The following is a 26,147-nucleotide window of genomic DNA, read 5'->3' on the forward strand; positions in this document are numbered from 1 at the left end:
TGAAACGGGCGGGTGCGCGCGGCACCCTCACTTGCCCTCGTCGGTACGCAGCACGGCAAGGAAGGCTTCCTGAGGAATCTCGACGTTGCCGACCTGCTTCATGCGCTTCTTGCCTTCCTTCTGCTTCTCCAGAAGCTTCTTCTTGCGCGTGATGTCGCCGCCGTAGCACTTGGCCAGCACGTTCTTGCGCAACGCCTTGATGGTCTCGCGGGCGATGATGTTGGAGCCGATCGCCGCCTGCACCGCCACATCGAACATCTGGCGAGGGATCAGGCCGCGCAACTTGGTCGCCAGTTCGCGACCGCGATACTGCGCGCTGGCACGGTGCACGATGACCGACAGCGCATCGACCTTCTCGCCACCCACCATCAGGTCGAGCTTGACCAGATCGGCCGGCCGGTATTCCTTGAATTCGTAGTCCAGCGAGGCATAGCCCCGCGACACGGACTTGAGCCGGTCGAAGAAATCCATGACCACTTCGTTCATCGGCATGTCGTAGACCAGCTGCACCTGACGGCCGTGGTAGCGCATGTCGATCTGCACGCCGCGCTTCTGGTTGCACAGCGTGATCACCGGGCCGACATAGTCCTGCGGCAGGAAGATGGTGGCCGTGATCAGGGGCTCGCGAATCTCGGCAAATTTACCGACTTCCGGCAGCTTGGAGGGGTTCTCGACGTAAATGAGCTCGTCGCTGTTGAGCACCACTTCGTACACCACGGTCGGCGCCGTGGTGATGAGATCCATGTCGAACTCGCGCTCCAGGCGCTCCTGCACGATGTCCATGTGCAGCAGGCCCAGGAAGCCGCAGCGGAAGCCGAAGCCCAGCGCCTGTGACACTTCCGGTTCGTACTGCAGCGCGGCGTCGTTCAGGCGCAGCTTCTCAAGCGAATCGCGCAGCTGGTCGTACTCGGAGGATTCCACCGGATACAGTCCGGCGAACACCTGCGGCTTGATTTCCTTGAAGCCGGGCAAGGGCTGCGGTGCCGGGCGGTTGGCCAGCGTGATGGTATCGCCGACCTTGGCTACCGCCAGTTCCTTGATGCCGGCGATGACGAAACCCACCTCGCCCGCCGAGAGCTGCTCGCGCGCGACCGAACGCGGCGTGAACACGCCGACCTGGTCACACGGATACTGCGCTCCGTTGGACATCAGCAGGATGCGGTCTTTCGGACGCAACACGCCGTCGATGACACGCACCAGCATGACCACGCCGACGTAGTTGTCGAACCACGAGTCGATGATCAGTGCTTTCAGCGGCGCGGCCGGATCGCCCACTGGAGTCGGCACCCGCGCGATGACCGCCTCCAGCACTTCCTCGATGCCGACGCCGGTCTTGGCCGAGCACAGGATGGCCTCGGAGGCATCGACGCCGATGACGTCCTCGATCTCGCCGCGCGCGTTCTCGGGGTCGGCCGCAGGCAGGTCGATCTTGTTCAGGACCGGCACGACTTCGACGCCGAGATCGATGGCGGTGTAGCAGTTCGCCACGGTCTGCGCCTCGACACCCTGCGAGGCGTCGACCACCAGCAGCGCGCCCTCGCAGGCCGAGAGCGAACGGCTGACTTCGTAGGAGAAGTCGACGTGGCCCGGCGTGTCGATGAGGTTCAGGTTGTAGACCTTGCCGTCGCGCGCCTTGTAATGCAGCGCCGCGGTCTGGGCCTTGATGGTGATGCCACGCTCACGTTCCAGATCCATGGAGTCGAGCACCTGCTCTTCCATTTCGCGGTCGGACAGGCCGCCGCAGAACTGGATCAGGCGATCGGCCAGCGTGGACTTGCCGTGATCGATGTGGGCAATGATCGAAAAGTTGCGAATATGCTGCATGGGTCAATAAAAAAGGGTGCCTAACGACACCCGTTGCGGTTGGACGACCGGACGCCGGATTCTAGCCGAAATCGCGCACGTGAGCACGGATCGCCGCTTCATCGAGGTGGTAATGGCAGAGGTCGCGCTCGCCAGCCAGCACCACCGGCACCAGCTCGTCCCAGCGCGCCTCGAGCACGGGATCCTCATCGACATCAAGCACGCGTACCGTCCAGCCCAGTTCAGCCGCCAGCGGCGCAAGCGCATCGATCAGCTCGTGACACAGATGACACCACTCGCGGCTCAGCACCGTGAACTCACGGCCACTCATCTGCCAATCCGCAGGCTGACAAAGGAAGTACCCGAACCGCGCTCGACCAGCAGCGTCAGTGCCTGACCATCGGCCAGCTTGGCGACGATCTGCTCGAACTGCGCCACCGACTCCAGCGACGTCTGGCGCCCTGCGGCCACTGCGGCGACGACGACATCGCCAGGCTGCAACTCCGACCTTGCCGCCGGCCCCTGCACCCCTTCGACCAGCAGTCCCTGCGCAATCCCGCGTTCGCGGCGCTGTTCAGCGGTGGGTTCGGACAACGCAAGTCCGAGACGATCGGGCGCCGGCGCGACAGGCTTGCGAACAACGGGAGATGCGGCATCACTCCATTCACCCACGCTCACGCGCAATTCCATCGGCTTGCCTTCTCGCACCAGGCTCAGCATCGCTTGCACGCCGGGACGGCGCTCTGCAACGAGCAACGGCAAGGCGGTAGAACCGGGCACGGAACGCCCGTCGAAACGCGTGATGACATCGCCGACCTTCACGCCGGCCCGGTCGGCCGGCCCCCCCGGCTCGACCGCGCTGACCAGCGCGCCATCCACCGAAGTCAGACCGAAGCTCTCGGCCAATGCGCGGGTGACTTCCTGCACTGCCACGCCGATGCGGCCGCGTCGCACGCGGCCATCCTTGCGCAGCTGCTGATAGACGTTCATTGCCACGTCGATCGGAATGGCAAAGGACAGGCCCATGAAACCACCCGTCTCGCTGTAGATCTGCGCGTTGATGCCGACGACCTCACCACGCAGGTTGAACAGCGGCCCGCCCGAATTGCCCGGGTTGATGGCCACATCGGTCTGGATGAAAGGCACGAAATTCTCGTCCGGCAGCGCACGCCCCTTGGCGCTGACGATGCCGGCCGTAACGGTATGGTCAAAGCCGAACGGGGAACCGATAGCCAGCACCCATTCGCCAACTTTGAGGCGCCCCGGATTACCGAGGCGCACCACCGGAAGCTGCTGCGCCTCGATGCGGATCACGGCCACATCGCTGCGCGGATCGGTGCCGACCACGCTGGCGCTGAACTCACGCTTGTCGATCAGACGCACGACGATCTCGTCTGCACCCGCCACCACGTGGGCGTTGGTGAGGATGTAGCCGTCATGGCTGATGATGAAGCCGGAGCCAAGAGAGCGGCTTTCGTCTTCAGGCACCTCGGGAAGCTGCGGCAGGAAGCGGCGCAGCAGCTCCATCCACTCCTCGCTGCCCTCCAATCCGGGCGGGGCCGGCGGGGCAGGCAGCGCCGACAGCGCCGAGGCAGGCGCCTGGGTGGTGCTGATATTGACCACCGCCGCCCCCTGGGAGTCGACGATGGCAGAGAAATCAGGAAGATTCGCAGCAGCGGTCGCGGTGGCGACACAGGCAGAACACAACAGGACCAGAAAGGAACGCAGGCAGATCCGCAGAACGCTCATCAAGCTTTACCGAAATCGTGCGCGCACACGGCGCCCGGGCGGGACATTTCCACCCGCAGCCCGCCACGCCAGCGACGACTGCGGTGCAACACACGATTGAGCACGAAGGCAGACAGCAGTCCGACCAGCGCACCACCCAAAGCCCAGCCGTCCGTACCGCCAAGCGCCTGCCCCAGCCCTGCGCCGGCAATCAAGGCCACGGCACCGAGGCCGTAGCTGATCAATGCACCACGCAAGGAAGCCCCGTCCGGCAAGGTCAAGGCCACTTCGTCGCCAACGGCCACGCCCAGCGTGTCGGGAAGGGAAAACTCCGAGGTCGGCGGACGGATGGAGTACGCGAGCTTGACCGAACGGCATCCGCCCGGCTCGTCACAGCGCCCGCAACCTTCCTGACGGTCGATCACCCGAACGCGCGCCACGCCATTGGCCACGTCGACCACGACCGCACGCGCCTCGATCATCGGGAAGACATCTCCATGGCCTCGCCCAGCCCCTGCAGGGCGCGCATCGGCACCTCGCCGAGCGCGGTCAGCAGATGTCCCGACACTTCCCGCCGATAGATGTTGATGGCGCCACTGGCCATCGGCCCTGTAGCGCCGGCGGCTGATTCGCCCAGCGGCTCGATGAACACGGAAATGGAGGCCAGGCCATCGCTGAACACCATGTGCAGCACGTCACGCTGCTCACGCCCGAGCGGGCGGCGCATCACCGATTCAAGCGCATAGCCCGGCAGCGGACGCGTCAGGCGCCAGCCGCTGTCTCCCACTTCGATGGTCGAACCGTGTGCCGACACGATGTTCCAGCCAGCATCCCCGGCAAACGAGGGGCGCGAGGTGTCGGCGGTGACGCCTTCACCGATACGCACGTCACTGAACATGAATTGCTCGATCGTCGCACCTGACTCGTCGACCATGCGTGCCTTGAGCAACAGGCCGGATTTCACGTCTGCCCACAACATGTGGCCGTAACGCAGATCGTCACGCGGCTTGAGAATTACCAGCTGGGCGTCGACACCTGCGACCCGCGAGACCCGTCCCTTGCTGACCTCATAGCTCTCCGTCACGCGGTTCAACGCGGTTGGCAGACGCGCCGGGAACGAGCGCTGGCTGCGGGAGCTATCGGAAATAACGGTCTTCTTGTCGGGAAAGACGCACCACACCTCGTCGTTGCTGCGGATTACCTGACGCGGGCTGCCATCGAGCACCTCAAGGCGCTCGTGCTCACCGCTGGCGTTGACCACATGGGTGATTCGTGAGGTTTCGGCAATCGGCCCCGACTGATAGATGAAGGTGCCGGAATAATTCAGTTCGCTGGCCGCCGAGGCGATGCGCCCCAGCCACGCCAGCGGGTCACCGGCGTTGCCGGCCAGCGCAGGCTGGGCGACCGTCAGCGCAATACTCAGCGCAGCGGCAAACAGCTTCATCAACGCTGCTCTCCGCGAGCGTCGGAGACAGTGCGAACGTAATGCGCAGCCCCTGGAATCGGACCGCCACCGCTCATGGCCTGATGCACGAACATGTATTCGCGGTGCGAGCCCTCACCGAGCGTCGTGACGAGCTGAACATTGCCGCTCGCATTCAACACGCCCTGCTCGGCTGGTGCCGAAGCCACGACGCCAGCCACGGGAATGCTGTCCGGCTGCGTGGCCGGAAACATCGAGAACGCCACCAGGCCGACAGCGGCCACGCCCATCACCGAAGCGGCAATGGCCATCGCCGGGCGCCCGGTCCACGACATCAGTGAACTTCGCGCCGGTGGCGCAAGCACCGTCGGCTCAGCGTCCAGACCGGCCATCACGCGCGAAACGAAATCCGGCTGATGATCGGCTTCGCCGCGCAGGGCGTCCCCGATCACGCAATACGCGTCCCACTGGCCGCGCAAATCCCGATCCTTGCGCAGTGCCTCGAAGAGCTGCGCGGAACGGGCGGTGTCGATGTCACCATCGAGCAGTGAGGAGAGTCTTTCCTTCATGAGTACCACCACCTACCAACGTTTGTCGGGAGCCGTATCGAGCAGGGGCCGCAGCCTTTCGGCAATTGCCTCGCGCGCACGGAAGATGCGCGAACGCACCGTACCGATCGGGCAATCCATCATGCCCGCGATTTCTTCGTAGCTCAGCCCTTCGAGCTCGCGCAGCATGATCGCTGTGCGGAGTTCTTCGGGCAGGGCCGCCATGGCGTCTTCGACCGTCTCGCCAATCTGCTTGGTCATCAACAAGCGCTCTGGCGTGTTGACGTCGCGCAACTGGTCGGCGTCGTCGAAAGTCTCGGCTTCGGCCGAGTCGAAGCTGGTCGAAGTCGGAGCACGCCGCCCCTGAGAGACCAGGAAGTTCTTCGCGGTATTGATTCCGATGCGGTACAGCCACGTGTAAAAAGCACTCTCGCCACGAAACGACCCAAGCGCGCGGTAAGCCTTGATGAAGGTTTCCTGCGCGACATCCTCCACTTCGGCTGGATCGCGAATCAGGCGCGACAAAAGCCTATGCAGCTTGCGCTGGTATTTGGATACCAGTAGGCCGAATGCCTGCTTGTCGCCGCGCTGTACGCGTTCAACAAGCACCTGATCAATTTCGCGATCACTCATGCGCGGGTCGTTATCCGGGAATCGGGGCAAAAAACCCCGGCAGTATAACGACGCGCCATGGGGACGGCAAAACCGAAGCTTGGCAAACAGACCGGGGGGCTCACGAATAGTTCATACGTGCGCGTGGTTTTGTTTCGCAAAAAAGCTGCGTCCCGCCCATCAACCTCACGTCGTGATACGCTAGCCGCGCATTCTCGCCCACTCGCGAAAGCTCCCACGTGCTCAAGAACTACGACGTACTCATCCTTGGCAGCGGCACCGCCGGCCAGTCCCTGGCTCTGCGCCTTGCCGACCGCATGCGCGTTGCGCTGGTCACCAAACGCGCGCTGTCCGACAGCGCCAGCGGTTGGGCTCAGGGCGGCATCGCTGCCGTGCTCGACGCCACCGACAGCACCGAGGCACATGTCGAGGACACCTTCGTGGCCGGTGCCGGCCTGTGCGATGACGCGGCAACACGCTTCGTCGTCGAGCACGGCCGCAGCGCCATCGAATGGCTGATCGAACGGGGCGTGCCCTTCACCCGTGAAGAAGGCTCCGCACTGGGCTACCACCTGACGCGTGAGGGCGGGCACTCGGCGCGGCGCATCATCCATGCTGCCGACGCAACTGGCGCAGCCGTGCAACAGACGCTGACCGAGCAGGTACGCCAGCATCCGGGCATCGACGTGCTCGAACATCATATCGGGCTTGATCTGGTGACCGGCGCCAAAGTCGGCCGGCCCGCCGCCGGTTGCCTCGGCGCGTATGTGCTCGACATCCGCACGGGCCGCGTCGCCACCATCGGCGCACGCCACACCGTGCTGGCCACCGGCGGCGCGGGCAAGGTGTATCTGTACACCACCAATCCGGACGTAGCCACCGGTGACGGCATTGCCATGGCCTGGCGCGCGGGCTGCCGCGTGGCGAACATGGAATTCATTCAGTTTCACCCGACCTGCCTGTACCACCCGCGGGCCAAATCCTTCCTGGTCACCGAAGCTGTACGCGGCGAAGGCGGCATCCTGCGCCTGCCCGACGGTACGCGCTTCATGCCTGAGCACGACGAGCGCGCAGAGCTTGCGCCGCGCGACGTGGTTGCGCGTGCCATCGACTTCGAGATGAAGAAGCGTGGTCTGGACTGCGTCTATCTCGACATCTCGCACAAACCGGCCGAGTGGCTGCGCGAACACTTCCCGAATATCTTTGCGCGCTGCCTCGAACTGGGGATCGACATCTCCAAGGAATCGATACCGGTGGTGCCCGCGGCGCACTACACCTGCGGCGGCGTCGTAACCGATCTGGCCGCACGCACTGACCTGCCCGGCCTGTATTGCGTCGGCGAAAGCGCCTACACCGGCTTGCACGGCGCCAATCGACTCGCCAGCAATTCGCTGCTCGAATGCGTGGTGTTCGGCGAAGCGGCTGCGCGCGACATCCTCGCCAATCCGCGCCCCGAGCCGGGCAGCCTGCCGGTGTGGGACGAATCGCGCGTTACCGACGCCGACGAGGAGGTGGTGATCTCGCATAACTGGGACGAGCTGCGCCGCTTCATGTGGGACTACGTCGGCATCGTGCGCACCACCAAGCGCCTGCAGCGCGCACAACACCGCATCCGCCTGCTCTCACGCGAAATTCACGACTACTACTCGAATTTTCGCGTCAGCAACGATCTCATCGAGTTGCGCAACCTGGTAGTCACTGCCGACCTCATCGTGCGCTGTGCGCTGCGCCGCAAGGAAAGCCGCGGCCTGCACTTCTCACGCGACTTCCCCGCCACCAGCGCGCGCGCCCGGCCGACGGTGCTTACGCCGCGTCGCTGAGCGGCAAGGCGTGGGCTGCCTTGTGGCGCAACCACACGCCCAGCACCCGCCAGTCTTCCGGCGAACACTCCGCGCGCCATAGCATCAAGGCGTGACGGCGTGGCCCGTCACGCCACTCCAGCCAACGAACCAGACCGAAATCGGCCCGCCTCCCGCAGGGCTGCCCTTCCCCGTCATGCTCCGGGAAGCGCAACAAACCGTCGTCTCCCAGTTCGATGCAGGACACCGCCTTGCGGCGCTGAGCCCGCCAAGACAGCACGAAGCAGACGAACACCAGCGACAGCCCAAAAAGCGCCAATATCGAATCAAAAACCACATACGCAAAAGAAATCGCCGCGACCAGATGGATCGCGGCGATCAGAATGAAGCTGCGTGGAGAAGCGCGAACGGCAATCAATCGCGGATAGCGCATCTCCGGCGCGGGCACTTACATCTTGCGGAACACCAGGGTTCCGTTGGTGCCACCGAAACCGAAGTTGTTCTTCAGCGCGACATCGATCTTCATGTCCCGCGCAGTATTTGCGCAGTAGTCCAGATCACACTCCGGGTCCTGCTCGAAGATGTTGATGGTCGGCGGCGACACCTGGTTATGCACGGCCAGCACCGTGAACACCGATTCCAGGCCGCCAGCGCCACCGAGCAGGTGACCGGTCATGGACTTGGTGGAATTGACCACCAGGCCCTTGGCCACATCGGCACCCACCGCCAGCTTGACCGCCTCGGTCTCGTTCTTGTCGCCCAGCGGCGTGGAAGTGCCGTGAGCGTTCAGGTAATGCACCTGATCCGGGTTCACGCCGGCGTTCTTCATGGCGTTGACCATGCTGCGACGCGGGCCGTCCGTGTCCGGCGCGGTCATGTGATACGCATCACCGCTCATGCCGAAGCCTGAAAGTTCAGCGTAAATCCTGGCGCCGCGTGCCTTGGCGTGCTCGTACTCCTCGAGCACCAGCACACCGGCACCCTCGCCGAGCACGAAGCCGTCACGATCCTTGTCCCACGGACGGCTGGCGGTGGCCGGGTCGTCATTGCGCGTGGACAGCGCCTTGGCCGATGCGAAGCCGCCAATCGCCAACGGCGTGACAGTGGATTCGGCGCCGCCGCAGACCATCACGTCGGCGTCGCCGTACTCGATCATGCGGGCGGACAGCCCGATGGCGTGCAGGCCGGTGGTGCAAGCCGTGACCACAGCAATGTTCGGGCCACGCAGGCCGAGCATGATCGACAGATTGCCGGAGATCATGTTGATGATCGTGCCGGGAATGAAGAAGGGGGAAATCTTGCGGTGACCGGCGTTGAGGAAGTCGCTGTGCGTATCCTCGATCATCGGCAGACCGCCGATGCCGGAACCGATGTTGACACCGATCCGATGGGTATTCGCCTCGGTCACTTCCAGGCCGGAATCGCGGAAAGCCTGGACGCCGGCGGCAAGCCCGTAATGGATAAAGGAATCCATGCGGCGGGCCTCTTTCGGAGAAAGATAGGCTGCCACATCGAAGCCCTTGACCTCACCAGCGATCTGCACCGGAAAGGCGGAGGCATCGAAGCGCGTGATCGCGCCAATACCGGAGCGACCATTGACGAGATTCTCCCAGGCTTCAGGAACCGTATTGCCGACCGGGGAGATCGCCCCTAGGCCGGTCACGACAACTCTACGACGGGTCAATGTTCGCTCCGGGTGAAAAATTACTTCTTCAGATGGGCGTTGACGTAGTCAATCGCCTGCTGAACGCTGGTGATCTTCTCGGCTTCTTCGTCGGGAATTTCGCACTCGAACTCCTCCTCCAGCGCCATCACCAACTCGACCGTGTCGAGCGAATCTGCGCCGAGATCGTCAACAAACGACGAATCGTTCTTGATCTCCGACTCGTTGACGCCAAGCTGCTCGGCAACGATCTTCTTGACGCGCTGTTCGATGTTCTCCATGGAGAGACTCCTTCCCTGATATGTAGAAATATGAGTGAAACCAAAGCCGCGACATTCTACCAAAAACACTGGCTGTCGCTATCGTGACCGCTGATCAGGCCATGTACATGCCACCATTGACGTGCAAGGTGGTACCCGTGACGTAACTTGCTGCCGGCGACGCGAGGAACCCGACCGCCGCAGCAATCTCTTGCGGATCGCCGAGGCGACCCAAAGCAATCTGGCCCAGCAGGCCTTCACGCGCCGACTCAGGCAGTGCCTTGGTCATATCGGTGTCGATGAAGCCGGGCGCAACGCAGTTGACGGTAATGCCGCGGCTGCCCAGCTCGCGCGCCAGGGCACGACTCATGCCCGCAACACCGGCCTTGGCCGCAGCATAGTTGGCCTGTCCCGGATTGCCTGCGCTACCCACCACCGAAGTGATGTTTACAATGCGCCCGCTGCGCGCTTTCATCATGCCGCGCATGACCAGCTTCGACATGCGGTAGACGGCGTCGAGGTTGGTGCTGATGACGTCGGACCACTCGTCGTCCTTCATGCGCATCGCGAGGTTGTCGCGCGTGATGCCGGCGTTGTTGACGAGGATGGCAACCGTACCGAATTCCTTTTCGATCGCCCCAAGCAGCGCCTCACAGGCGGCCGCATCGGTGACGTTGAGCATACGCCCCGCGCCCGTCACGCCCGCTTCGGACAGGCCGGCCGAAATATCGGCCGCGCCAGCTTCGGAGGTGGCGGTACCGATCACGGTGGCGCCCATGGCACCGAGTTCAAGGGCGATCGCACGGCCGATGCCGCGCGATGCGCCGGTGACGAGGGCGACTCGCCCTTCCAGTGATTTGCTCATGACCTTACCTCGCCGCTGCAACGGCCTCGCCGAGGCTCGCCGCATCGTGGATGGACGCGCACGGCACATCGCCGGCGCTGCGCTTGCTCATGCCGGCCAGCACCTTGCCCGGCCCGCATTCAAAGATATGGGAGACGCCACGCGCCGCGATCGTCTCGATCGTCTCGATCCAGCGCACCGGCGAGTAGGCCTGGCGGATCAGCGCGTCGCGGATGCGCGCCGGATCGGTCTCGATGCCGACATCAACGTTGTTCACGACGGCGATAGAAGGCGCGGAAATCGTCACGGACGCCAGACGTTCAGCCAGACGTTCCGCAGCCGGACGCATCATCGCGCAATGGAACGGCGCGCTCACCGGCAGCGGCACAGCCCGTTTGACACCGCGCTCCTTGGCCAGCGCCATGGCGCGCTCGACCGCGGCGGTCGCACCGGCGATCACAACCTGACCCGGCGCGTTGAGGTTGGCGGCAGACACCACCTGACCTTGCGCCACTTCGGCACAGACTTCGTTGATGATCGCCGGATCAAGGCCGAGCAGCGCAGCCATTGCGCCCTCACCGGCCGGCACGGCTTCCTGCATGGCCTGCGCGCGAAAGCGCACGAGCGGCACAGCGTCAGCAAACGACAGCGCGCCCGCCGCCACCAAGGCGGAGTACTCGCCAAGACTGTGGCCAGCAACCACCGACGGCGCCGGACCACCGGCGGCCAACCAGGCGCGATACACCGCCACGCCGGCGGTCAGCATCAGCGGCTGGGTGTTCACGGTCAGCGACAGACGCTCGGCCGGACCTTCTTCGACCATCGCCCACAGATCTTCTCCGAGCGCATCGGAGGCCTCTGCAAAGGTGTCGCGGATCACGGCCAAGTCGCCATAGGCGGCCATCATGCCGACCGACTGCGAACCCTGCCCCGGGAAAACGAGTGCTACGGACATTCTTGAAACTCCCTTCAGAAGCGGAACAGCACCGCGCCCCAGGTGAAACCACCACCGACGCCTTCGAGCAGCACGTGCTGACCGCGACGGATGCGGCCGTCACGCACGGCGGCGTCGAGCGCCAGCGGGATGGAAGCGGCCGAAGTGTTGCCATGACGGTCTACGGTCACCACCACGTTGTCCATGGTCAGCTTCAAACGCTTGGCGGTGGCCTGCATGATGCGGATGTTGGCTTGGTGCGGGATCAGCCAGTCGATGTCTTCGAGCTGCATGTCCGCCGCGTCGATGACTTCCTGGGCAACCTCGCCAAGCACCTTGACCGCCAGCTTGAACACGGCCTGACCATCCATGCGCAGGAAAGGGTCGCCGATCACGCCACCCGCTGCAACCGTACCCGGCGCACACAGGATCGGAGAGTGGCTGCCGTCGGCATGCAGCGCCGAGGCCAGAATACCCGGCTCGTCGGCTGCCTCCAGCACCACAGCGCCGGCACCATCGCCGAACAGCACGCAGGTACCGCGATCCTTCCAGTCGATGATGCGCGAGAACACCTCGGCACCGACAACCAGCGCACGGCGGTTGCTGCCGGAACGGATGAATTTCTCGGCAATCGTCATGCCGTAGACGAAACCGCTGCACACCGCCTGCACGTCGAAGGCGGCACAGCCGTTGTCGATGCCGAGCTTGGCCTGCAACAGAGCAGCCGTACTCGGGAAGATGCAATCAGGGGTGGACGTCGCCACGATCACCAGATCGATGTCATTCGGCTGCAGGCCGGCTGCCTCCAGCGCCTGACGACTTGCCTCGGCGGCCAGATCACTGGTGACCACGCCCTTGGCGGCCAGATGGCGTGCGCGGATACCGGTGCGCTCGACGATCCACTCGTCCGAGGTCTCGATGCCCTGCTCAACCAGGTTCTGATTGGTGACCGGTTCGCCCGGTACAAAACTGCCGGTTCCCGCAATGCGCGCGAATGTCATGCCTCACTCACCCCTTCCACTGCGGCCATGCGGTCGCTGATTCGTTCGATGAGGCGATTCGCTGCCGCCTCCGCTGCACGGTAAATGGCCTGCTCGTATGCGAACACATCTGCCGAACCGTGACTCTTGACTACCACGCCACGCAAACCGAGCAGCACCGCGCCATTGTAGACGCGGTGATCGACGCGGCGCTTGAAGCGCTTCAACACCGGCATGGCCGCAAGCGCCGAAAGTTTGGAGAGCAAACCCCGCCCGAATTCTTCACGCAGGAAGCTCGCCATCATCTGCGCGATACCCTCGGAAGCCTTCAGCGCGACGTTGCCGACGAAGCCGTCGCAAACAACCACGTCGCTCTTGCCCTTGTAGATGTCGTCCCCTTCAACGTTGCCGATGAAGTTCAGGCCGCTGTTGCGCAGCAACTCGCCGGCCTGCTTGACCACTTCGTTGCCCTTGATGACTTCTTCGCCGATGTTGAGCAGACCAACGCGCGGACGCTCGATGTGCTCGATGGCGGCCACCAGCGAAGCGCCCATCACACCGAACTGCAGCAGATGCGCAGCCGAGCAATCGACGTTGGCGCCCAGGTCCAGCACGTAGCACTTGCCTTTCATGGTCGGCAAAGCCGTGGCGATGGCGGGGCGATCAATATTGGGGAGGGTTTTCAGGACGAAGCGCGAAATCGCCATCAGCGCACCGGTGTTGCCGGCGGAGACAGCCGCGTCGGCACGACCGGACTTGACGAGCTCGATCGCGACCCGCATCGACGAGTCTTTCTTGTTCTTCATCGCGCTGACCGGAGACTCATCCATGCCGACGACCTCGGTCGCCACTTGCGTGGAAAAGCGCTCGGCAAACTCATTGCCAAGCTCGGCAGCAGCCGCGTCTAGCGCCTCTGGACGGCCGACCAGAATGGCCTTGGCGCCCGGATGACTACGAAGAAACGCGCGGGTGGCAGGCACGGTCACAACCGGCCCGTGATCGCCACCCATGCAATCTATTGCAACGGTGACATCCATGCGTGTGTCTTGGACCTTCCGAAGGTGGACAAGAAAACGGCGCAGTCGCGCGATGCGCTGCGCCGTTCGAGTCGGGCCAGCTTACTCGCCCTTGGTCTTGACGACCTTGCGGCCGCGGTAAAAACCGTTCGGGCTGATGTGGTGACGCAGATGCACCTCGCCCGTGGTCGACTCAACGGCCAGCGGGGGCGCGGTCAGCGCATCGTGCGCACGGTGCATGCCACGCTTGGACGGGGACTTCTTGTTCTGTTGAACGGCCATGGAAATGCTCCTGATAACTGGCTATACGTTTATTGCAGCTTGTTCGAGCCTCGCAGCGAAGCGAGTACATCAAACGGCGATTTTTTGTCATTCCCGCCATGCGGGCGCGGCGGCTCGCAACTTTCATGCACCGGGGCAAGCGGAAGCGCGAGCAGCATTTCTTCCTCGAGCAGCGCGATCACGTCCAGATCGGGCTGCGCCTCGATGGTGTCGTATTCGTCGTTCTCAAGATCTTCATCACCGATCGGCGTCCCCGGCCTTACCAGCCGCAGCACCGACACGTGATCGAAGTCCCATTCCAGCCCGTTCAGACAACGCTGGCAGCGAACTACCGGTTGCGCCCGAACTTCCAGCCGCAGAAACGGCTTGCCACCGACATCGCGCTCTCCGGTCAATGTCCAGACCGCTTCCCCGACCGCCTCAACCAGCACGTCGGAAAGTCGCGCCATGTCGGCCAGCGCCACCCGCCCTTGCAGATTGCGCTCGTCGAGAGCAAAGCGGATCGGATCGGAAAGGACGCAGCGTCGCGACATAAGGGCGGGATGATACCATTTCGGACTTTCCTGTCAAAGAGCATTTCCGCAGCCCGATGAGACTCGTCCTCGCCTCGACTTCCGCCTACCGCCGCATGCTGCTCGAACGCCTGCACATCCCGTTCGAAACCGCCCGACCCGAGGTCGACGAAACCCCGCTGAGCGGCGAAACGCCCGAAGCCACTGCCAACCGCCTCGCGCTCGAAAAGGCGCTGGCCGTCGCGGCACGCTTCGACGACGCGCTGGTCATCGGCAGCGATCAGGTCGCCCACATCGGCAGCGAAGTCTTCGGCAAGCCGGGCACCGTCGAGCGCGCCCACGCGCAACTGCGCCGCATGAGCGGCCAGACCGTGATCTTTCACACAGCACTGGCATTGGTGAACACGCGCAGCGGAGAACAACTGATCGACAGCGTGCCGACCCAGGTGCGCTTTCGCGCACTGACCGAAGCCGAGATTGTTCGCTACGTAGACAAGGAGATGCCGCTCGACTGCGCCGGCAGCGCCAAATCCGAAGGCCTCGGCATCACGCTGCTCGACGCGCTCTCCGGTGACGACCCGACCGCGCTCATCGGCCTGCCGCTCATCGCACTGTCGCGCATTTTGCGCAGCCAGGGCATCGAGCTACCCTGAACCACGAGCTCAGGCGTTCGCGTCCAGCCAGTCCGCAAGCGCCGCCGTCGACGCCATCACCGCCAGCGGCGCAGCATCAACCAAGGCCTGGCGCGGATGCGCTCCGAACTCCACGGCTACTGCGCTAACCCCGGCATTGCGCGCCATCAGCAAGTCGTGCGTGGTATCGCCGATCATCAGGGTGCGCTCGGGCAATACGCCGCATTCAGCCATGACCTCCTCCAGCATCTGCGGATGCGGCTTCGAAAAGCACTCGTCCGCGCAGCGCGTGGCATGGAAGAACGCTCCAAGCCGGCTGTGATTCAGGGCTCGGTCCAGGCCTTTGCGGCTCTTGCCGGTGGCAACGCCAAGGAAGCGCCCGGAACCGGCCAGCGCCTGAACCAGCTCGAAGGACCCAGCAAACAACTCCAGCTGATGATCGGTCGACAAATAATGGTGACGGTACCGCTCGACCATGCTGGGGTAGGCCACCGGATCCAGCTCCGGCACCGCATACGCAAGCGCCTCCTGCAGACCCAGCCCGATGACGTGCCGCGCACGCTCTTCGCACGGCTCCGGCAAACCCAGGTCGCGCGCAGAAGCCTGGATCGCGCGCGCAATGGCTCCGGCCGAGTCCAGCAGCGTCCCGTCCCAGTCAAACACGATCAAACCGAATCGCTGGCTCATGCCTGCTCCGCATCCAGCCGCGCAAGGAACTGCTGCAGCTCCGGCGGCAGCGGCGCCTCGAGATCAAGCACCTCCCCACTTACCGGATGCGCAAGGCGCAATCGCGCCGCGTGCAGAAACATGCGCTTGAGCCCTTCGCGCTCCAGCGACTTGTTGAGCGGGAAATCGCCGTACTTGTCGTCGCCCGCCAGCGGAAAGCCCAGATGCGTCAGGTGCACGCGGATCTGATGTGTACGGCCTGTCTTGAGCTCAACCTCGACCAGACTGAAACGCTTGTAATTCTTGACCAGCCGCACGATGGAGTGCGAGGGCTTGCCCTCGTCGGACACCCGCACCCGGCGCTCACCGTCGGCCTGCAGATACTTGAACAACGGCAACTTCACGTGCTGCAGGCGGTTCTTCCAATGCCCGACCACCAAGCTGAAATAGTGCTTCTCGATGCTGCCGTTGCGCTGCATGTCATGCAGCACCTTCAGAGCGGAACGCTTCTTGGCGATGATCAGCAAGCCCGAGGTCTCGCGGTCAAGGCGGTGCGCCAGCTCCAGCATGCGGGCATCGGGGCGCTGCGCACGCAACTGCTCGATCACGCCATAGCTGACACCACTGCCACCGTGCACGGCCGTACCGGCGGGCTTGTTGACCACCACCAGCGCGTCATCCTCGAACACCACGGGCAGCGGCGTACCGACCGGCACCGGCGCAGTACTTTCACGCTGGGCGATACGTACCGGCGGAATGCGAATCTCGTCACCATCCATCAGGCGGTAGGTCGGCCCGATACGCCCGCCGTTCACCCGGACTTCACCACTGCGCAGAATGCGATAGACGTGACTCTTGGGCACGCCCTTGCACATCCGCAACAAGTAGTTGTCGATGCGCTGCCCCGCATCCCCTTCATCGATGCGCACCCGCACTACCGCAGGCGCTGCGCCTTGAGCCACACTTCCCCCTGTCATTTTATTTCGCACCGCAGCATCGCATCCACCAAACCGGCCGGCTATTTATAAGAACTTTGCGTTGCAGCACACTGATGAAATATACTCTGCGCTGGTTTTGCCGGTGATGACCGGATTCTTTGGCACCCGAAGGTGCCGGAGCCGGTCCGGAAATGAGCCCACAAGCGTGCTCCCGACAAACCTCACAAGGCTTGCCTCGCGCGCGGCAAAAGCGGCGATGGTAACCCAGACGACGAACCTCGATCCACAGGATCGAGACCTTGGACCCACAAGCGTTAAGCACATGCAGGATCAAGAGTTCCGGCCAAGGCGCGGGAACTCCGGAAAGCGACCAGCCCGACCCATCAACGCCACAGAATCCCGGATGAAAGCAGTCTCAACAATCGGCTCCTGAACCCGTAAGCGCGATGGTGCGCGCCGTTCGTCCTGCCCGTGTGACAACGCGGGAGTACGAAATACATGAAGCGCATGCTTTTCAATGCGACGCAAGCCGAGGAACTCCGCGTCGCGATCGTCGATGGTCAGAAATTGATTGACCTCGACATCGAATCGGCATCGAAGGAAGAGCGTAAGAGCAACATCTACAAGGCGGTCATTACCCGCATCGAACCGAGTCTCGAAGCAGCTTTCGTCGACTATGGCTCGGAGCGTCATGGCTTCCTGCCCTTCAAGGAAATCTCGCGCAGCTATTTCTCCGGCGGTGGTGATGCCGGCAAGGCGCGCATCCAGGATGTGCTGTCCGTTGGCCAGGAACTCATCGTTCAGGTCGAGAAGGACGAGCGCGGCAACAAGGGCGCAGCGCTCACCACGTACATTTCTCTGGCCGGCCGCTATCTGGTCCTGATGCCCAACAACCCGCGCGGCGGCGGCGTATCGCGCCGTGTCGAGGGTGATGAGCGCGCCGAACTGCGCGAAGTCATGGACCAGCTCGAAGCTCCCGCTGGCATGAGCCTGATCGCGCGCACCGCCGCAATCGGCCGCTCCGCCGAAGAGCTGCAGTGGGATCTGAACTACCTGCTGCAACTGTGGCAGGCCATCGACGGCGCGGCGACCTCGCAGAACGGCGCTTTCCTGATCTATCAGGAAGGCAGCCTCGTGATCCGCGCGATCCGCGACTACTTCCAGCCCGAGATCGGCGAACTGCTGATCGACACCGACGACGTCTACGAGCAGGCGCGCCAGTTCATGGCCCACGTCATGCCCGACAACGTCGACAAGGTGAAGCGCTACAGCGACGATGTGCCGCTGTTCTCGCGCTTCCAGATCGAGCACCAGATCGAATCGGCCTACGCACGCCAGGTCACGCTGCCCTCGGGCGGCGCGCTGGTCATCGACCACACCGAAGCGCTGGTGTCGGTCGACGTCAACTCCGGTCGCGCCACCAAGGGTGCCGACATCGAAGAGACGGCGCTGCGCACCAACTGCGAAGCCGCCGACGAAATCGCCCGCCAGTTGCGCCTGCGCGACCTGGGCGGTCTGATCGTGATCGACTTCATCGACATGGAGTCGCAGAAGGCTCAGCGCGAAGTCGAGAACCGCCTGCGCGACGCCCTGCATCACGACCGCGCCCGCGTGCAGACCGGCAAGATCAGTCGCTTCGGCCTGCTCGAACTGTCGCGCCAGCGCCTGCGCCCGGCCCTGTCCGAGACCAGCTACGTGCCCTGCCCGCGCTGCCACGGCACCGGCCACATTCGCGGCACCGAATCCTCCGCTTTGCACATCCTGCGCATCCTCGAAGAAGAAGCCATGAAGGAGAACACCGGCGCCGTGCACATCCAGGTGCCGGTCGACGTTGCGACCTTCCTGCTCAACGAGAAGCGCTCGGACATCGCGCGCATCGAACTGCGTCACCGCATCCAGATCATCATCGTGCCGAACCGGCACATGGAAACGCCGCACCACGAAATCGTGCGGCTGCGTCACGACCAGCTCGACGCCGAAGACATCGCGCTGGCGAGCTACCAGATGGCCAGCCAGCCGCCGGCCGTCGACATGCGCCTGCCGGACGCTGAAGGCAGCGGCAAACCGGCCCGCCCGGAAGCGGCCGTCAAGGGCATTGCCCCCGGACAGCCGGCACCGACCTCCGCCGCCGCGGCGCCCGCGCCTGCAGCGGCCGCCGAGGCCGAAGGCAAAGGACTGATCTCCCGCTTCTTCGGCTGGCTGAGTCGTAGCAACGCCCCGGTACCGGCTCCGGCCGAGCCCGCCGCCAAGGCCGCCGAGAAGCCGCGCCGCCAGGAGAAATCCCCGTCGCGCGGTGATCGCAGCGAACGCGGTGATCGTGCCGAACGAGGCGAACGGGGCGACAACCGTCGCAACGGACGTAGTGGTCGCCGCGGTGAGGGTCAGAGCGACCGCGCCGAGCGCCAGGAAGAAAACGCGAATCCGCGTGGCCGTCAGGCACGCAAGCCGGAAGCCGCCGAACGCGAGGCTCCCGCTCGCGAGAGTGCTGAATCGCAAGGTGGTCGCAACCGCCGTGGTCGCGGTCAGCGGGCCGAACCGCGCAAGGAAACGGAAGTCGCCGAGGCTGTCGAACTGGCGGAAGTTGCCGCCGCGGTGGTCGTAGCCGAAGCCGCAACCGAGGCACAGGCCACGGACGCCGGCGAGAACGGTGACGAAGCCGCTCCGGCACGTCGTCGTCGTCGTCGCGGCCGTCGCGGCCGTGGTGGCGCGGACCGTCAGGATTCCGCCAATGCAGGTGAGAACGATGGCACCTCCGACGGCGAGGCCGCCTTCGTCGCCGAAGAGTCCGTGAGTGCAAGCACCCCGGAAGCCGCCGAAGCGGAGCAGCCCGTGGTCGCGGCACCCGCAGCGGAAAGCGCAGCTGAAGTAACTACCGTCGCGGAACAGCAGCCGGCAGCACCGACCCCGGCGGCAGAGGTTCCGGCACTGGAAGTCGCTCCGGTCGAACCGGTGGAAGCTCCGATCGAAGAGCGCATTCCCGCATTTGAAGAGGCTGCACCGACGACTGAAGTTGCTGAGGTTGCCGAGGCCACTGAAGTTGCCGCAGCACCGACGGCTCCCGAGGCAGCAGTCGTTGCCGCTGAGCCTGTCACTGTCGCCGAGGAAGTCGAACAAGTGCAGACCGAGCCGGCCGAACCGGTAGAGCCTGTTGCGGCCGCGAAGTCCCGTCCGAGCGATCCGATCTCGATGACCGCGCCGCTGGCACAGGCTGGGCTGGAGCTGGTCGAAACCAAGCCGGGCGCAGCCCCGGCGGTTGAACCGCAGCAGACAATGCCGCTCGGCCGTACCCCGCGACGCCAGAAGGCTGTAGCGGAAGAGCCGCTCCAACAGGTCGAGACGCGCGACAAGTAAGCCGGATCTTTCGGGATACGTACAAAGGGCCACCTGCGGGTGGCCCTTTCTTTTGCCACGCGGTGTCAAAGGGCTTGACGGCACCAGAGGTAAATCAGGTGGCGAAATGAAAACGGGCGACCCGCGGGTCGCCCGTCTCTGTTCAGCAGCGAACCTCAGAAACCCGCCACGGCCCCGTCGCTGCGCGGATCAAAAGCGCCTTCCATCATCCCGCTGGGGTGGCGCACCAGCGCCCCGGCATGGCCCACGGTTTCGTCGAAAGCATCGATGACATCGACGGTGTGACGACGGCGGCGCAACTCTTCGGCGACGCGCGGCGCAAAGCGTGACTCGATCTTGAGGGACTCGGACATGCTGCCCCAGGTGCGCCCGAGCAGCCAACGTGGCGCCGTGACCGCTTGCTGCAGGCCCATGCCCATCTGCACGTAGCGCGTGAACACCGCCGCCTGCGTCTGCGGCTGGCCATCGCCCCCCATGGTTCCGTAGACCATGCTTCGGCCATCGTCGAGCACGGCCAGCGCAGGGTTGAGGGTGTGGAAAGGCTTGCGGCCGGGCTCCAGCGTGTTGAGTGCCGTGGGGTCGAGCGAGAAGCTGCAGCCGCGGTTCTGCCAGTTGATGCCGGTGTCGGGCAGCACAACGCCGCTGCCGAACTCGTGATAGATGCTCTGAATGAAAGACACCGCACGCCCTTCTCCGTCGATCACGCCCATCCAGATCGTGTCGCCCGGATCGGTCGCTCCACCCCAGGCCAGCGCGCGGTTGCGGTCGACGTTTCCGGCCAGGACATCGAGCTTGTCGGGATCGAGCAGCGACTGCGCGTCGATCGCCATGTAGGCCGGGTCGGTGACGTGCTCGTCGCGCACCCGGAAGGCCTGCTTGGTGGCCTCGACGGTGAGGTGAATGTAGTCGGCCGACATCGGATCGACCTTGCCCACGCCCAGGCGATCCAGCGTGCCGAGAATGGCTAGCGAGATGACGCCCTGCGTCGGCGGCGTCATGTTGTAGACCTTGCCGCACGAGTGCTTCAGCTCAACCGGGGTGCGCAACTCGGCGCGGTGCCGCGCGAGATCCTCGGCGCGCACCGGACTGCCGAGCTTGTGCAGATCGGCGGCGATGCGCCGCGCCAGCTCACCCTCGTAGAAGTCGCGCAAACCGGCGTCAGCAAGACGCTGCAGCGTCGCCGCCATGCGTGGCTGACGGAACACACTGCCTTCGGCCGGCGCCGAACCATCCACCAGAAAGGTATCGGCAAAGCCCGGCTGCCTGTGCAACTCGCCAAACTTGGCACTGGTGCTGGCCGCCTGGCTGCGGGTTACCGGGATCCCGTCCCGTGCGTAGCCGATGGCGTCGGCAAGCAGACGCTGCAGCGTCAAAGTGCCGCCCCACTCCCGGCTCACCTGGAAAGCCAGATCCCAACCCGAAATCGTGCCGGCCACCGTATTTGCGGCCAACGGGCCACGCATCGGAATCGACGCCATGCCTTTGCCCGCATAGAACTCGCGCGTCGCACCGGCCGCCGCGGCGCCACAGGAATCAATCGCACGCGGCGCCTTGCCCGGCTCGGAGAACAGCCAGAAGCTGTCGCCGCCGATACCGTTCATGTGCGGATAGACCACCGCGATCGTTGCAGCTGCAGCAATCATTGCCTCCAGCGCATTGCCTCCGTCGCGCAGTACCGCCGAGGCGGACTGCGCGGCCATGGCGTGTGATGCCACCGCGATCCCGCGCGTTGCGCGGACCGGATTGATCATCTCGTCTTCTCCTTGCTCGTTGTTATTTGTGAATGCGTGGTGCTACTTCATCCAGCCGATGGCCTTGGGCAGCCAGGTGGCGATGTCGGGGAAGGCCATGACCAGCCCCAACCCGAGAATCTGCAAGCCGATGAACGGAATGACGCCCTTGTAGATCTCCATCACCTTCACCTCGGGTGGCGCGCAGCCCTTGAGGAAGAACAGCGCCCAGCCGAAGGGTGGCGTCAGGAACGAGGTCTGCAGGTTGATGCAGATCAGGATGCCCAGCCACACCATGTCCACCCCGGCCGCCACGAAGAACGGCAGCAGCAGCGGCAGGACGATGTAGGAGATTTCGATCCATTCCAGGAAGAAGCCGAGGATGAACAGCAGCACCATCATGAAGATGATCGTGCCCCACAACCCGCCCGGCACCAGCTCCATGAACTCCGCAATCAGGTCTTCGCCACCCAGTCCGCGGAAGGACAGGCTGAAGGCCTGCGAGGCGAGGATGATGAACATGATCATGGACGTCGTGATCAGCGTCTGGCGCAAGGTATCGCGCAGCACGTCCATGTTCATCTTGCCCAGGCCGATGACCAGCACGATGGCGCCGAAAGCGCCCATGGCCGCGGCCTCGGTCGGCGCTGCAATGCCGCCGATGATCGAGCCGAGAACCGCACCGACCAACGCCATCGGCGGCAGCACGCCGCGCAGGAAGGCCTTGAACAAGTCCATGCGCGACATCGTGCCGAGCTCTTCCTCGGTCAGCGCCGGCGCGAGTTCGGGCTTGAGCCAGGCAATGAACAGAATGTAGAGCACGTAAAGGGCCGCCAGCATCAGGCCTGGCATCAACGCGGCCGCGAACAGCGTGCCGACCGACTCGCCCATCAGGTCGGACAGGAGGATCAGCACCAGGCTTGGCGGAATGATCTGGCCCAAGGTACCGGACGCGCAGATCGCCCCGCTGGCCAGGCCGTGGTCGTAGCCGCGCTTGAGCAGCGTCGGCAGCGCGATCAACCCCAAGGTGACGATGGTCGCACCAACAATGCCGGTGGCCGCGCCCATCATCACGCCGACCAACACAATGGCCATGCCCATGCCGCCGCGCAGACGCCCCGCCAGATGTCCCATGACGTCGATCATGTCCTCGGCGATGCGCGACTTCTCCAGCATCACCCCCATGAACACGAACAGCGGCACCGCCAGCAGCGTGTAGTTGGTGGCCGCGCCGTACAGACGAGAGGGCAGCAGATTGAACAGCAGTGGCCCGAAGCCGATCAGGCCGAAGACGATGCCGGACACCGCGATCGCGTACGCCACCCTCACGCCGAGCGTGAGCATGACGACAAAGCTGACCAACATCAGAATGGCGAGGATTTCATTGGTCGGCATTGCGCGCTCCAGTGCGGTGACCCATCACGGCCGCGAGCTTGCGCAGCGCCATGGCGATGCTCTGTATGCCGAGCAGAGTGAAGCCGGAAATCACGAAGGATTTGAGGATCCAGCGGTGCGTCAGCCCGCCGGGATCGGGGGAAATCTCACCCATGTCGTGGGACTGGGTGACGAAACGTATGGCCAGCCAGGCGAAGTAGAAAGACATCGGCGCCATCAGAAAGGCGGCGCTGAACAACTCCATCCAGTCCTTGGTGCGCTGACTGAAGGTCTGATAGACGATGTCGACACGCACATGCGCATCATGCTTCTGCGTGTAGGCGATGCCCCACAGCGAGATGACCGCGAGCAGGTGCCATTCCAGCTCCTGCGCCCATACGGCGCCGAAACTGATGGTGTAGCGAAGCAGTACTTCGGCCGCAATCAGCACCACCAGAGCGAGGATCAGCCAGGAAGTCAGCCGGCCGCTCCAGTCGATGAACGACTCGATTTTGTCGGCCGTCCTTTCGAGTTTTGTCATGGGAGGACTCTCTCGGTATTCGTAAAAACCGTGGCGGCCGACCGCTTGCGCGTACCGGCCGCCACGGCGGGGGAACAGCTTAGCGAACCGTCGTGGCGAAGGTCGTTTCGCTGATCTGGTTCCACTTGTCGTGCTTCGCCTTGAACGCGAAGAACGAGTCGTGCACCTTCTTGACCATCGGATCCTTGGCAGCGGCGTCACTCAGGATGCTGCGGCTCGATTCGCGCAGCGCCTTGATGACGTCTTCCGGCAGGCGGGCCACCTTGACGCCGGAGTTGTCGACCAGGTCGGCAAGGGCGGGGCCGTTCTGCGCCTCGATCCACAGCATGCCTTCCTGGTTGGTCGCGTCGGCGGCGGCCTGCACGATGGCCTTCAGGTCGTCCGGCAAGCTCGCCCAAGCCTTGTCGTTGATGACGATTTCGGAGGTCGTTGCGGGCTCATGCCAGCCGGTCGTGTAGTAGTACTTGGCGGCGTTCTGCAAACCCAGACGCTTGTCGAGGAAGGGACCAACCCACTCGGCGGCGTCGATCACGCCACGCTCCAGCGCCGGGAAGATCTCGCCACCGGGCAGCAGTTTGACGTCCACACCCAGCGAGGCGTACATGCGGCCGGCCAGACCCGGAATGCGCATCTTCAGACCCTTGAAGTCGGCCACGCTCTCGACCGGCTTCTTGAACCAGCCGGTCATCTGCACACCGGTACAACCGGCCGCCATCGGAACCACGTTGAAGGGCTTGTAGACCTCGCGCCACAGCTCCATGCCGCCGCCGTGATAGAGCCACGAATGGTGACCGACAAAGCTCATGCCGAACGGCACGGTCGCGAAGTACTGCGCGGCAAAGGTCTTGCCCGCCCAGTAGTACGACACACCGTGGTTCATTTCCACGATGCCGGCCGAGCAGGCATCGAAGCCCTCGAAGGCCGGCACCAGTTCGCCAGCGGCGTACACCTTGATCTTGATACGCCCACCGGACATGGCCTCAACCCGCTTGGCGAAGGCTTCTGCACTGCCCGGACCCGACTGGTAGTACGGCGTACCTGCCGGCCAGGTGGTGGTCATCTTCCAGTTGAAGTTTTTCTGCGCACTCGCGATGAGCGGAAAACCCGCCGTAGCGGCTGCGCCGCTCGCGAGAAGGGTACCTTTAAGCATGCCACGTCGATTCATATCACTCTCCATTACCGAAAAGGAAAATCCGGGATCGACCGCCCACGTCCGGCGCACCCTTGCTGGCCTGCACCACTGCGGACAACACGACCGCCCCGCTCGCGACTACTGCAAACTCCGTACCAGCTTTTCTGAGTCAGACAAAAAACATTCCCGGGGCACCGATGTCGGCTTGCGTACCTCTCCAGCCCCGCTGCATCCTGACACATCAGATGCCCACGCTCATTTTGAAATTTGCCCAAATAACAACCCGTCGCAACTGACATGTCAGAACGACAATTGCCATGCAAGTTTAGGATTCGTGCGGACTGAGTCAAGCAAATTGTTGTGCCAGTGGCAGCCGGTCTCAAACCGGCGCGCTCACACTGCCACCCCGCTTACCTGCCTGCGTGTCGCCCTGAATGAGGCGGCAGCACGTTTGCGACGCTTGCTGTTCGCATGAATACTCGTTGCCAATCAATGCACTGAATGCGTGCGAAAGTGCCTAGGCACGCACTCGATTGGGGCGCCGAGAGACTGCAAGAAAAGTGGCGTGAATACGCCACGTCAGGAATAGCGAGTTGGAAATGGTCGCAGAGAAGCGATCTACCGCGCCAAAACTGCCATGTCAGAAATCGCGCGGAGCGTCAGAGTAGCGCCCGCATGGTGCGGTAGGTGTACTGCTCGACATAGTCGACGAGGCGGTCGGAAGCCTCGCGCGCGCGCTTTTCATCCTTATGCCCGATCGCCTCGGCGATCTCGGCATGCCGACCCGACACCTGAGCCAGATCGCCGACCTGACGGAAGTAGAGATACCAGAAGCGTCGCGTCTGCGCCTGCAGGGGCCGCATGGCTGCGGCGGCGTAATCGTTGCGTGCGGTCTCGGCAACCAATGCGTTGAACTCGGCGTCGGCCGGCAGGAAGATGGCTTCATCATCATGCTCGGCGGCCTCGGAGAAACGCTCGGCCAGCTCGGCAAAGCGTTTGCAGGTGGCCGGCTCGGCCAGACGCGCGGCACGTCCCACCAGAATCCGCTCCAGCTCACGCCGCACTTCAATGAGCTTGAAGTGTTCCGCGATATCGATCTCCGACACCACTGCGCCCGAACGCGGCAAGACCTTGATCGTCCGTTCGTAAGCCAGGCGCTGCAGGGCTTCTCGCACCGGCGTACGGCCGATGCCGAGCTGCGCGCTGATCGACTTCTCGGAGATGCGGCTACCCGGAGGCAGCGACAGTTTGACGATCATCTCCTCGATCTGACGATACGCATACTGCGCCTGGGTTTCGGAATCGCGGGGAACAGGCGCTCCGACATCGTTACGGTTGGATCGGGACATGAGGGTGGTCAGGGCGCCGGCAGGACAAGG

The 26,147-nt window shown here is 63.9% G+C and carries 26 protein-coding genes; 3 read left to right on the forward strand and 23 right to left on the reverse strand.

Annotated features, from left to right (window positions below; all coding sequences use genetic code 11):
• Positions 1-27: 27 nt before the first annotated feature.
• The 7 genes from lepA to rpoE all read right to left on the reverse strand — a co-directional run bounded on the left by lepA (position 28) and on the right by rpoE (position 6,135).
• Positions 28-1,824, reverse strand: coding sequence for a translation elongation factor 4 (lepA, locus tag AC6H0N_RS11455; RefSeq protein ID WP_497574240.1), 1,797 nt, complete (start codon positions 1,822-1,824; stop codon positions 28-30).
• 61 nt (positions 1,825-1,885) lie between these two features.
• Complete coding sequence (locus tag AC6H0N_RS11460; protein ID WP_497574241.1) at positions 1,886-2,134, reverse strand: glutaredoxin family protein; 249 nt, start codon at positions 2,132-2,134, stop codon at positions 1,886-1,888.
• Positions 2,131-3,552 carry a Do family serine endopeptidase gene (locus tag AC6H0N_RS11465; RefSeq protein WP_497574242.1) on the reverse strand — a complete coding sequence of 474 codons (1,422 nt, stop codon included), beginning with the start codon at positions 3,550-3,552 and terminating at the stop codon, positions 2,131-2,133. Before AC6H0N_RS11465 ends, AC6H0N_RS11460 begins: the two co-directional genes overlap by 4 nt.
• A complete protein-coding gene (locus AC6H0N_RS11470; protein WP_497574243.1) occupies positions 3,552-4,013 on the reverse strand; it encodes a SoxR reducing system RseC family protein in 462 nt (153 codons plus the stop codon). The genes AC6H0N_RS11465 and AC6H0N_RS11470 overlap by 1 nt, the downstream gene beginning before the upstream one ends.
• The gene (locus AC6H0N_RS11475) at positions 4,010-4,975 is read right to left on the reverse strand and encodes a MucB/RseB C-terminal domain-containing protein (RefSeq protein ID WP_497574244.1); all 966 of its coding nucleotides are present in this window, start codon (positions 4,973-4,975) and stop codon (positions 4,010-4,012) included. Before AC6H0N_RS11475 ends, AC6H0N_RS11470 begins: the two co-directional genes overlap by 4 nt.
• Positions 4,975-5,523, reverse strand: coding sequence for a sigma-E factor negative regulatory protein (locus tag AC6H0N_RS11480; protein WP_497574245.1), 549 nt, complete (start codon positions 5,521-5,523; stop codon positions 4,975-4,977). Before AC6H0N_RS11480 ends, AC6H0N_RS11475 begins: the two co-directional genes overlap by 1 nt.
• A 12-nt stretch (positions 5,524-5,535) precedes the next feature.
• Positions 5,536-6,135 carry an RNA polymerase sigma factor RpoE gene (rpoE, locus tag AC6H0N_RS11485; RefSeq protein ID WP_497574246.1) on the reverse strand — a complete coding sequence of 200 codons (600 nt, stop codon included), beginning with the start codon at positions 6,133-6,135 and terminating at the stop codon, positions 5,536-5,538.
• 218 nt (positions 6,136-6,353) lie between these two features.
• On the opposite strand from rpoE, the gene nadB reads away from it, so the two are divergent.
• Positions 6,354-7,934, forward strand: coding sequence for an L-aspartate oxidase (gene nadB, locus AC6H0N_RS11490; RefSeq protein WP_497574247.1), 1,581 nt, complete (start codon positions 6,354-6,356; stop codon positions 7,932-7,934).
• Here nadB and AC6H0N_RS11495 read toward each other — a convergent pair.
• The 9 genes from AC6H0N_RS11495 to AC6H0N_RS11535 all read right to left on the reverse strand — a co-directional run bounded on the left by AC6H0N_RS11495 (position 7,918) and on the right by AC6H0N_RS11535 (position 14,356).
• Positions 7,918-8,361, reverse strand: a complete 444-nt coding sequence (locus AC6H0N_RS11495) for a protein YgfX (RefSeq protein ID WP_497574248.1) — start codon at positions 8,359-8,361, stop codon at positions 7,918-7,920. The genes nadB and AC6H0N_RS11495 overlap by 17 nt on opposite strands.
• Positions 8,362-9,597 (reverse strand): beta-ketoacyl-ACP synthase II, encoded by a 1,236-nt coding sequence (gene fabF, locus AC6H0N_RS11500; protein WP_497574249.1) that lies wholly within the window; start codon positions 9,595-9,597, stop codon positions 8,362-8,364. It lies immediately after the preceding gene.
• A gap of 20 nt (positions 9,598-9,617) precedes the next feature.
• Positions 9,618-9,857: an acyl carrier protein gene (gene acpP, locus AC6H0N_RS11505; RefSeq protein WP_497574250.1), complete on the reverse strand. Its 240-nt coding sequence runs from the start codon at positions 9,855-9,857 to the stop codon at positions 9,618-9,620.
• A 94-nt stretch (positions 9,858-9,951) separates the two neighbouring features.
• Positions 9,952-10,701 (reverse strand): 3-oxoacyl-ACP reductase FabG, encoded by a 750-nt coding sequence (gene fabG, locus AC6H0N_RS11510; RefSeq protein ID WP_497574251.1) that lies wholly within the window; start codon positions 10,699-10,701, stop codon positions 9,952-9,954.
• A 4-nt stretch (positions 10,702-10,705) separates the two neighbouring features.
• Entirely contained in the window at positions 10,706-11,635 is a 930-nt protein-coding gene (gene fabD / locus AC6H0N_RS11515; protein ID WP_497574252.1) for an ACP S-malonyltransferase, read from the reverse strand.
• A gap of 14 nt (positions 11,636-11,649) precedes the next feature.
• Positions 11,650-12,615: a beta-ketoacyl-ACP synthase III gene (locus AC6H0N_RS11520; protein ID WP_497574253.1), complete on the reverse strand. Its 966-nt coding sequence runs from the start codon at positions 12,613-12,615 to the stop codon at positions 11,650-11,652.
• On the reverse strand, positions 12,612-13,631 hold the full coding sequence (gene plsX / locus AC6H0N_RS11525) for a phosphate acyltransferase PlsX (RefSeq protein ID WP_497574254.1): 1,020 nt from the start codon (positions 13,629-13,631) through the stop codon (positions 12,612-12,614). Before plsX ends, AC6H0N_RS11520 begins: the two co-directional genes overlap by 4 nt.
• Positions 13,632-13,712: 81 nt before the next feature.
• Positions 13,713-13,892 carry a 50S ribosomal protein L32 gene (rpmF, locus tag AC6H0N_RS11530; RefSeq protein ID WP_497574255.1) on the reverse strand — a complete coding sequence of 60 codons (180 nt, stop codon included), beginning with the start codon at positions 13,890-13,892 and terminating at the stop codon, positions 13,713-13,715.
• 29 nt (positions 13,893-13,921) lie between these two features.
• The gene (locus AC6H0N_RS11535) at positions 13,922-14,356 is read right to left on the reverse strand and encodes a YceD family protein (protein ID WP_497574256.1); all 435 of its coding nucleotides are present in this window, start codon (positions 14,354-14,356) and stop codon (positions 13,922-13,924) included.
• Positions 14,357-14,481: 125 nt separating this feature from the next.
• On the opposite strand from AC6H0N_RS11535, the gene AC6H0N_RS11540 reads away from it, so the two are divergent.
• Complete coding sequence (locus AC6H0N_RS11540) at positions 14,482-15,057, forward strand: Maf family protein (RefSeq protein WP_497574257.1); 576 nt, start codon at positions 14,482-14,484, stop codon at positions 15,055-15,057.
• Positions 15,058-15,066: 9 nt separating this feature from the next.
• Here the strand turns inward: AC6H0N_RS11540 and AC6H0N_RS11545 are convergent, their stop codons facing one another.
• Positions 15,067-15,723, reverse strand: coding sequence for an HAD-IA family hydrolase (locus AC6H0N_RS11545; RefSeq protein WP_497574258.1), 657 nt, complete (start codon positions 15,721-15,723; stop codon positions 15,067-15,069).
• The gene (locus tag AC6H0N_RS11550) at positions 15,720-16,679 is read right to left on the reverse strand and encodes an RluA family pseudouridine synthase (RefSeq protein ID WP_497574259.1); all 960 of its coding nucleotides are present in this window, start codon (positions 16,677-16,679) and stop codon (positions 15,720-15,722) included. The genes AC6H0N_RS11545 and AC6H0N_RS11550 overlap by 4 nt, the downstream gene beginning before the upstream one ends.
• A 459-nt stretch (positions 16,680-17,138) precedes the next feature.
• On the opposite strand from AC6H0N_RS11550, the gene AC6H0N_RS11555 reads away from it, so the two are divergent.
• Positions 17,139-19,991 (forward strand): Rne/Rng family ribonuclease, encoded by a 2,853-nt coding sequence (locus tag AC6H0N_RS11555; protein ID WP_497574260.1) that lies wholly within the window; start codon positions 17,139-17,141, stop codon positions 19,989-19,991.
• Positions 19,992-20,146: 155 nt separating this feature from the next.
• On the opposite strand, the gene AC6H0N_RS11560 is transcribed toward AC6H0N_RS11555, so the two are convergent.
• The 5 genes from AC6H0N_RS11560 to AC6H0N_RS11580 all read right to left on the reverse strand — a co-directional run bounded on the left by AC6H0N_RS11560 (position 20,147) and on the right by AC6H0N_RS11580 (position 26,117).
• Entirely contained in the window at positions 20,147-21,742 is a 1,596-nt protein-coding gene (locus AC6H0N_RS11560; protein WP_497574261.1) for a gamma-glutamyltransferase family protein, read from the reverse strand.
• 42 nt (positions 21,743-21,784) lie between these two features.
• Entirely contained in the window at positions 21,785-23,116 is a 1,332-nt protein-coding gene (locus tag AC6H0N_RS11565) for a TRAP transporter large permease (RefSeq protein ID WP_497574262.1), read from the reverse strand.
• Positions 23,103-23,636, reverse strand: coding sequence for a TRAP transporter small permease subunit (locus AC6H0N_RS11570; protein ID WP_497574263.1), 534 nt, complete (start codon positions 23,634-23,636; stop codon positions 23,103-23,105). The genes AC6H0N_RS11565 and AC6H0N_RS11570 overlap by 14 nt, the downstream gene beginning before the upstream one ends.
• 79 nt (positions 23,637-23,715) lie before the next feature.
• The gene (locus tag AC6H0N_RS11575) at positions 23,716-24,786 is read right to left on the reverse strand and encodes a TRAP transporter substrate-binding protein (RefSeq protein ID WP_497574264.1); all 1,071 of its coding nucleotides are present in this window, start codon (positions 24,784-24,786) and stop codon (positions 23,716-23,718) included.
• 641 nt (positions 24,787-25,427) lie between these two features.
• Complete coding sequence (locus tag AC6H0N_RS11580; RefSeq protein ID WP_497574265.1) at positions 25,428-26,117, reverse strand: GntR family transcriptional regulator; 690 nt, start codon at positions 26,115-26,117, stop codon at positions 25,428-25,430.
• Positions 26,118-26,147 lie beyond the last annotated feature (30 nt).

It is taken from the genome of Pseudazoarcus sp. NS34 (assembly GCF_059703725.1).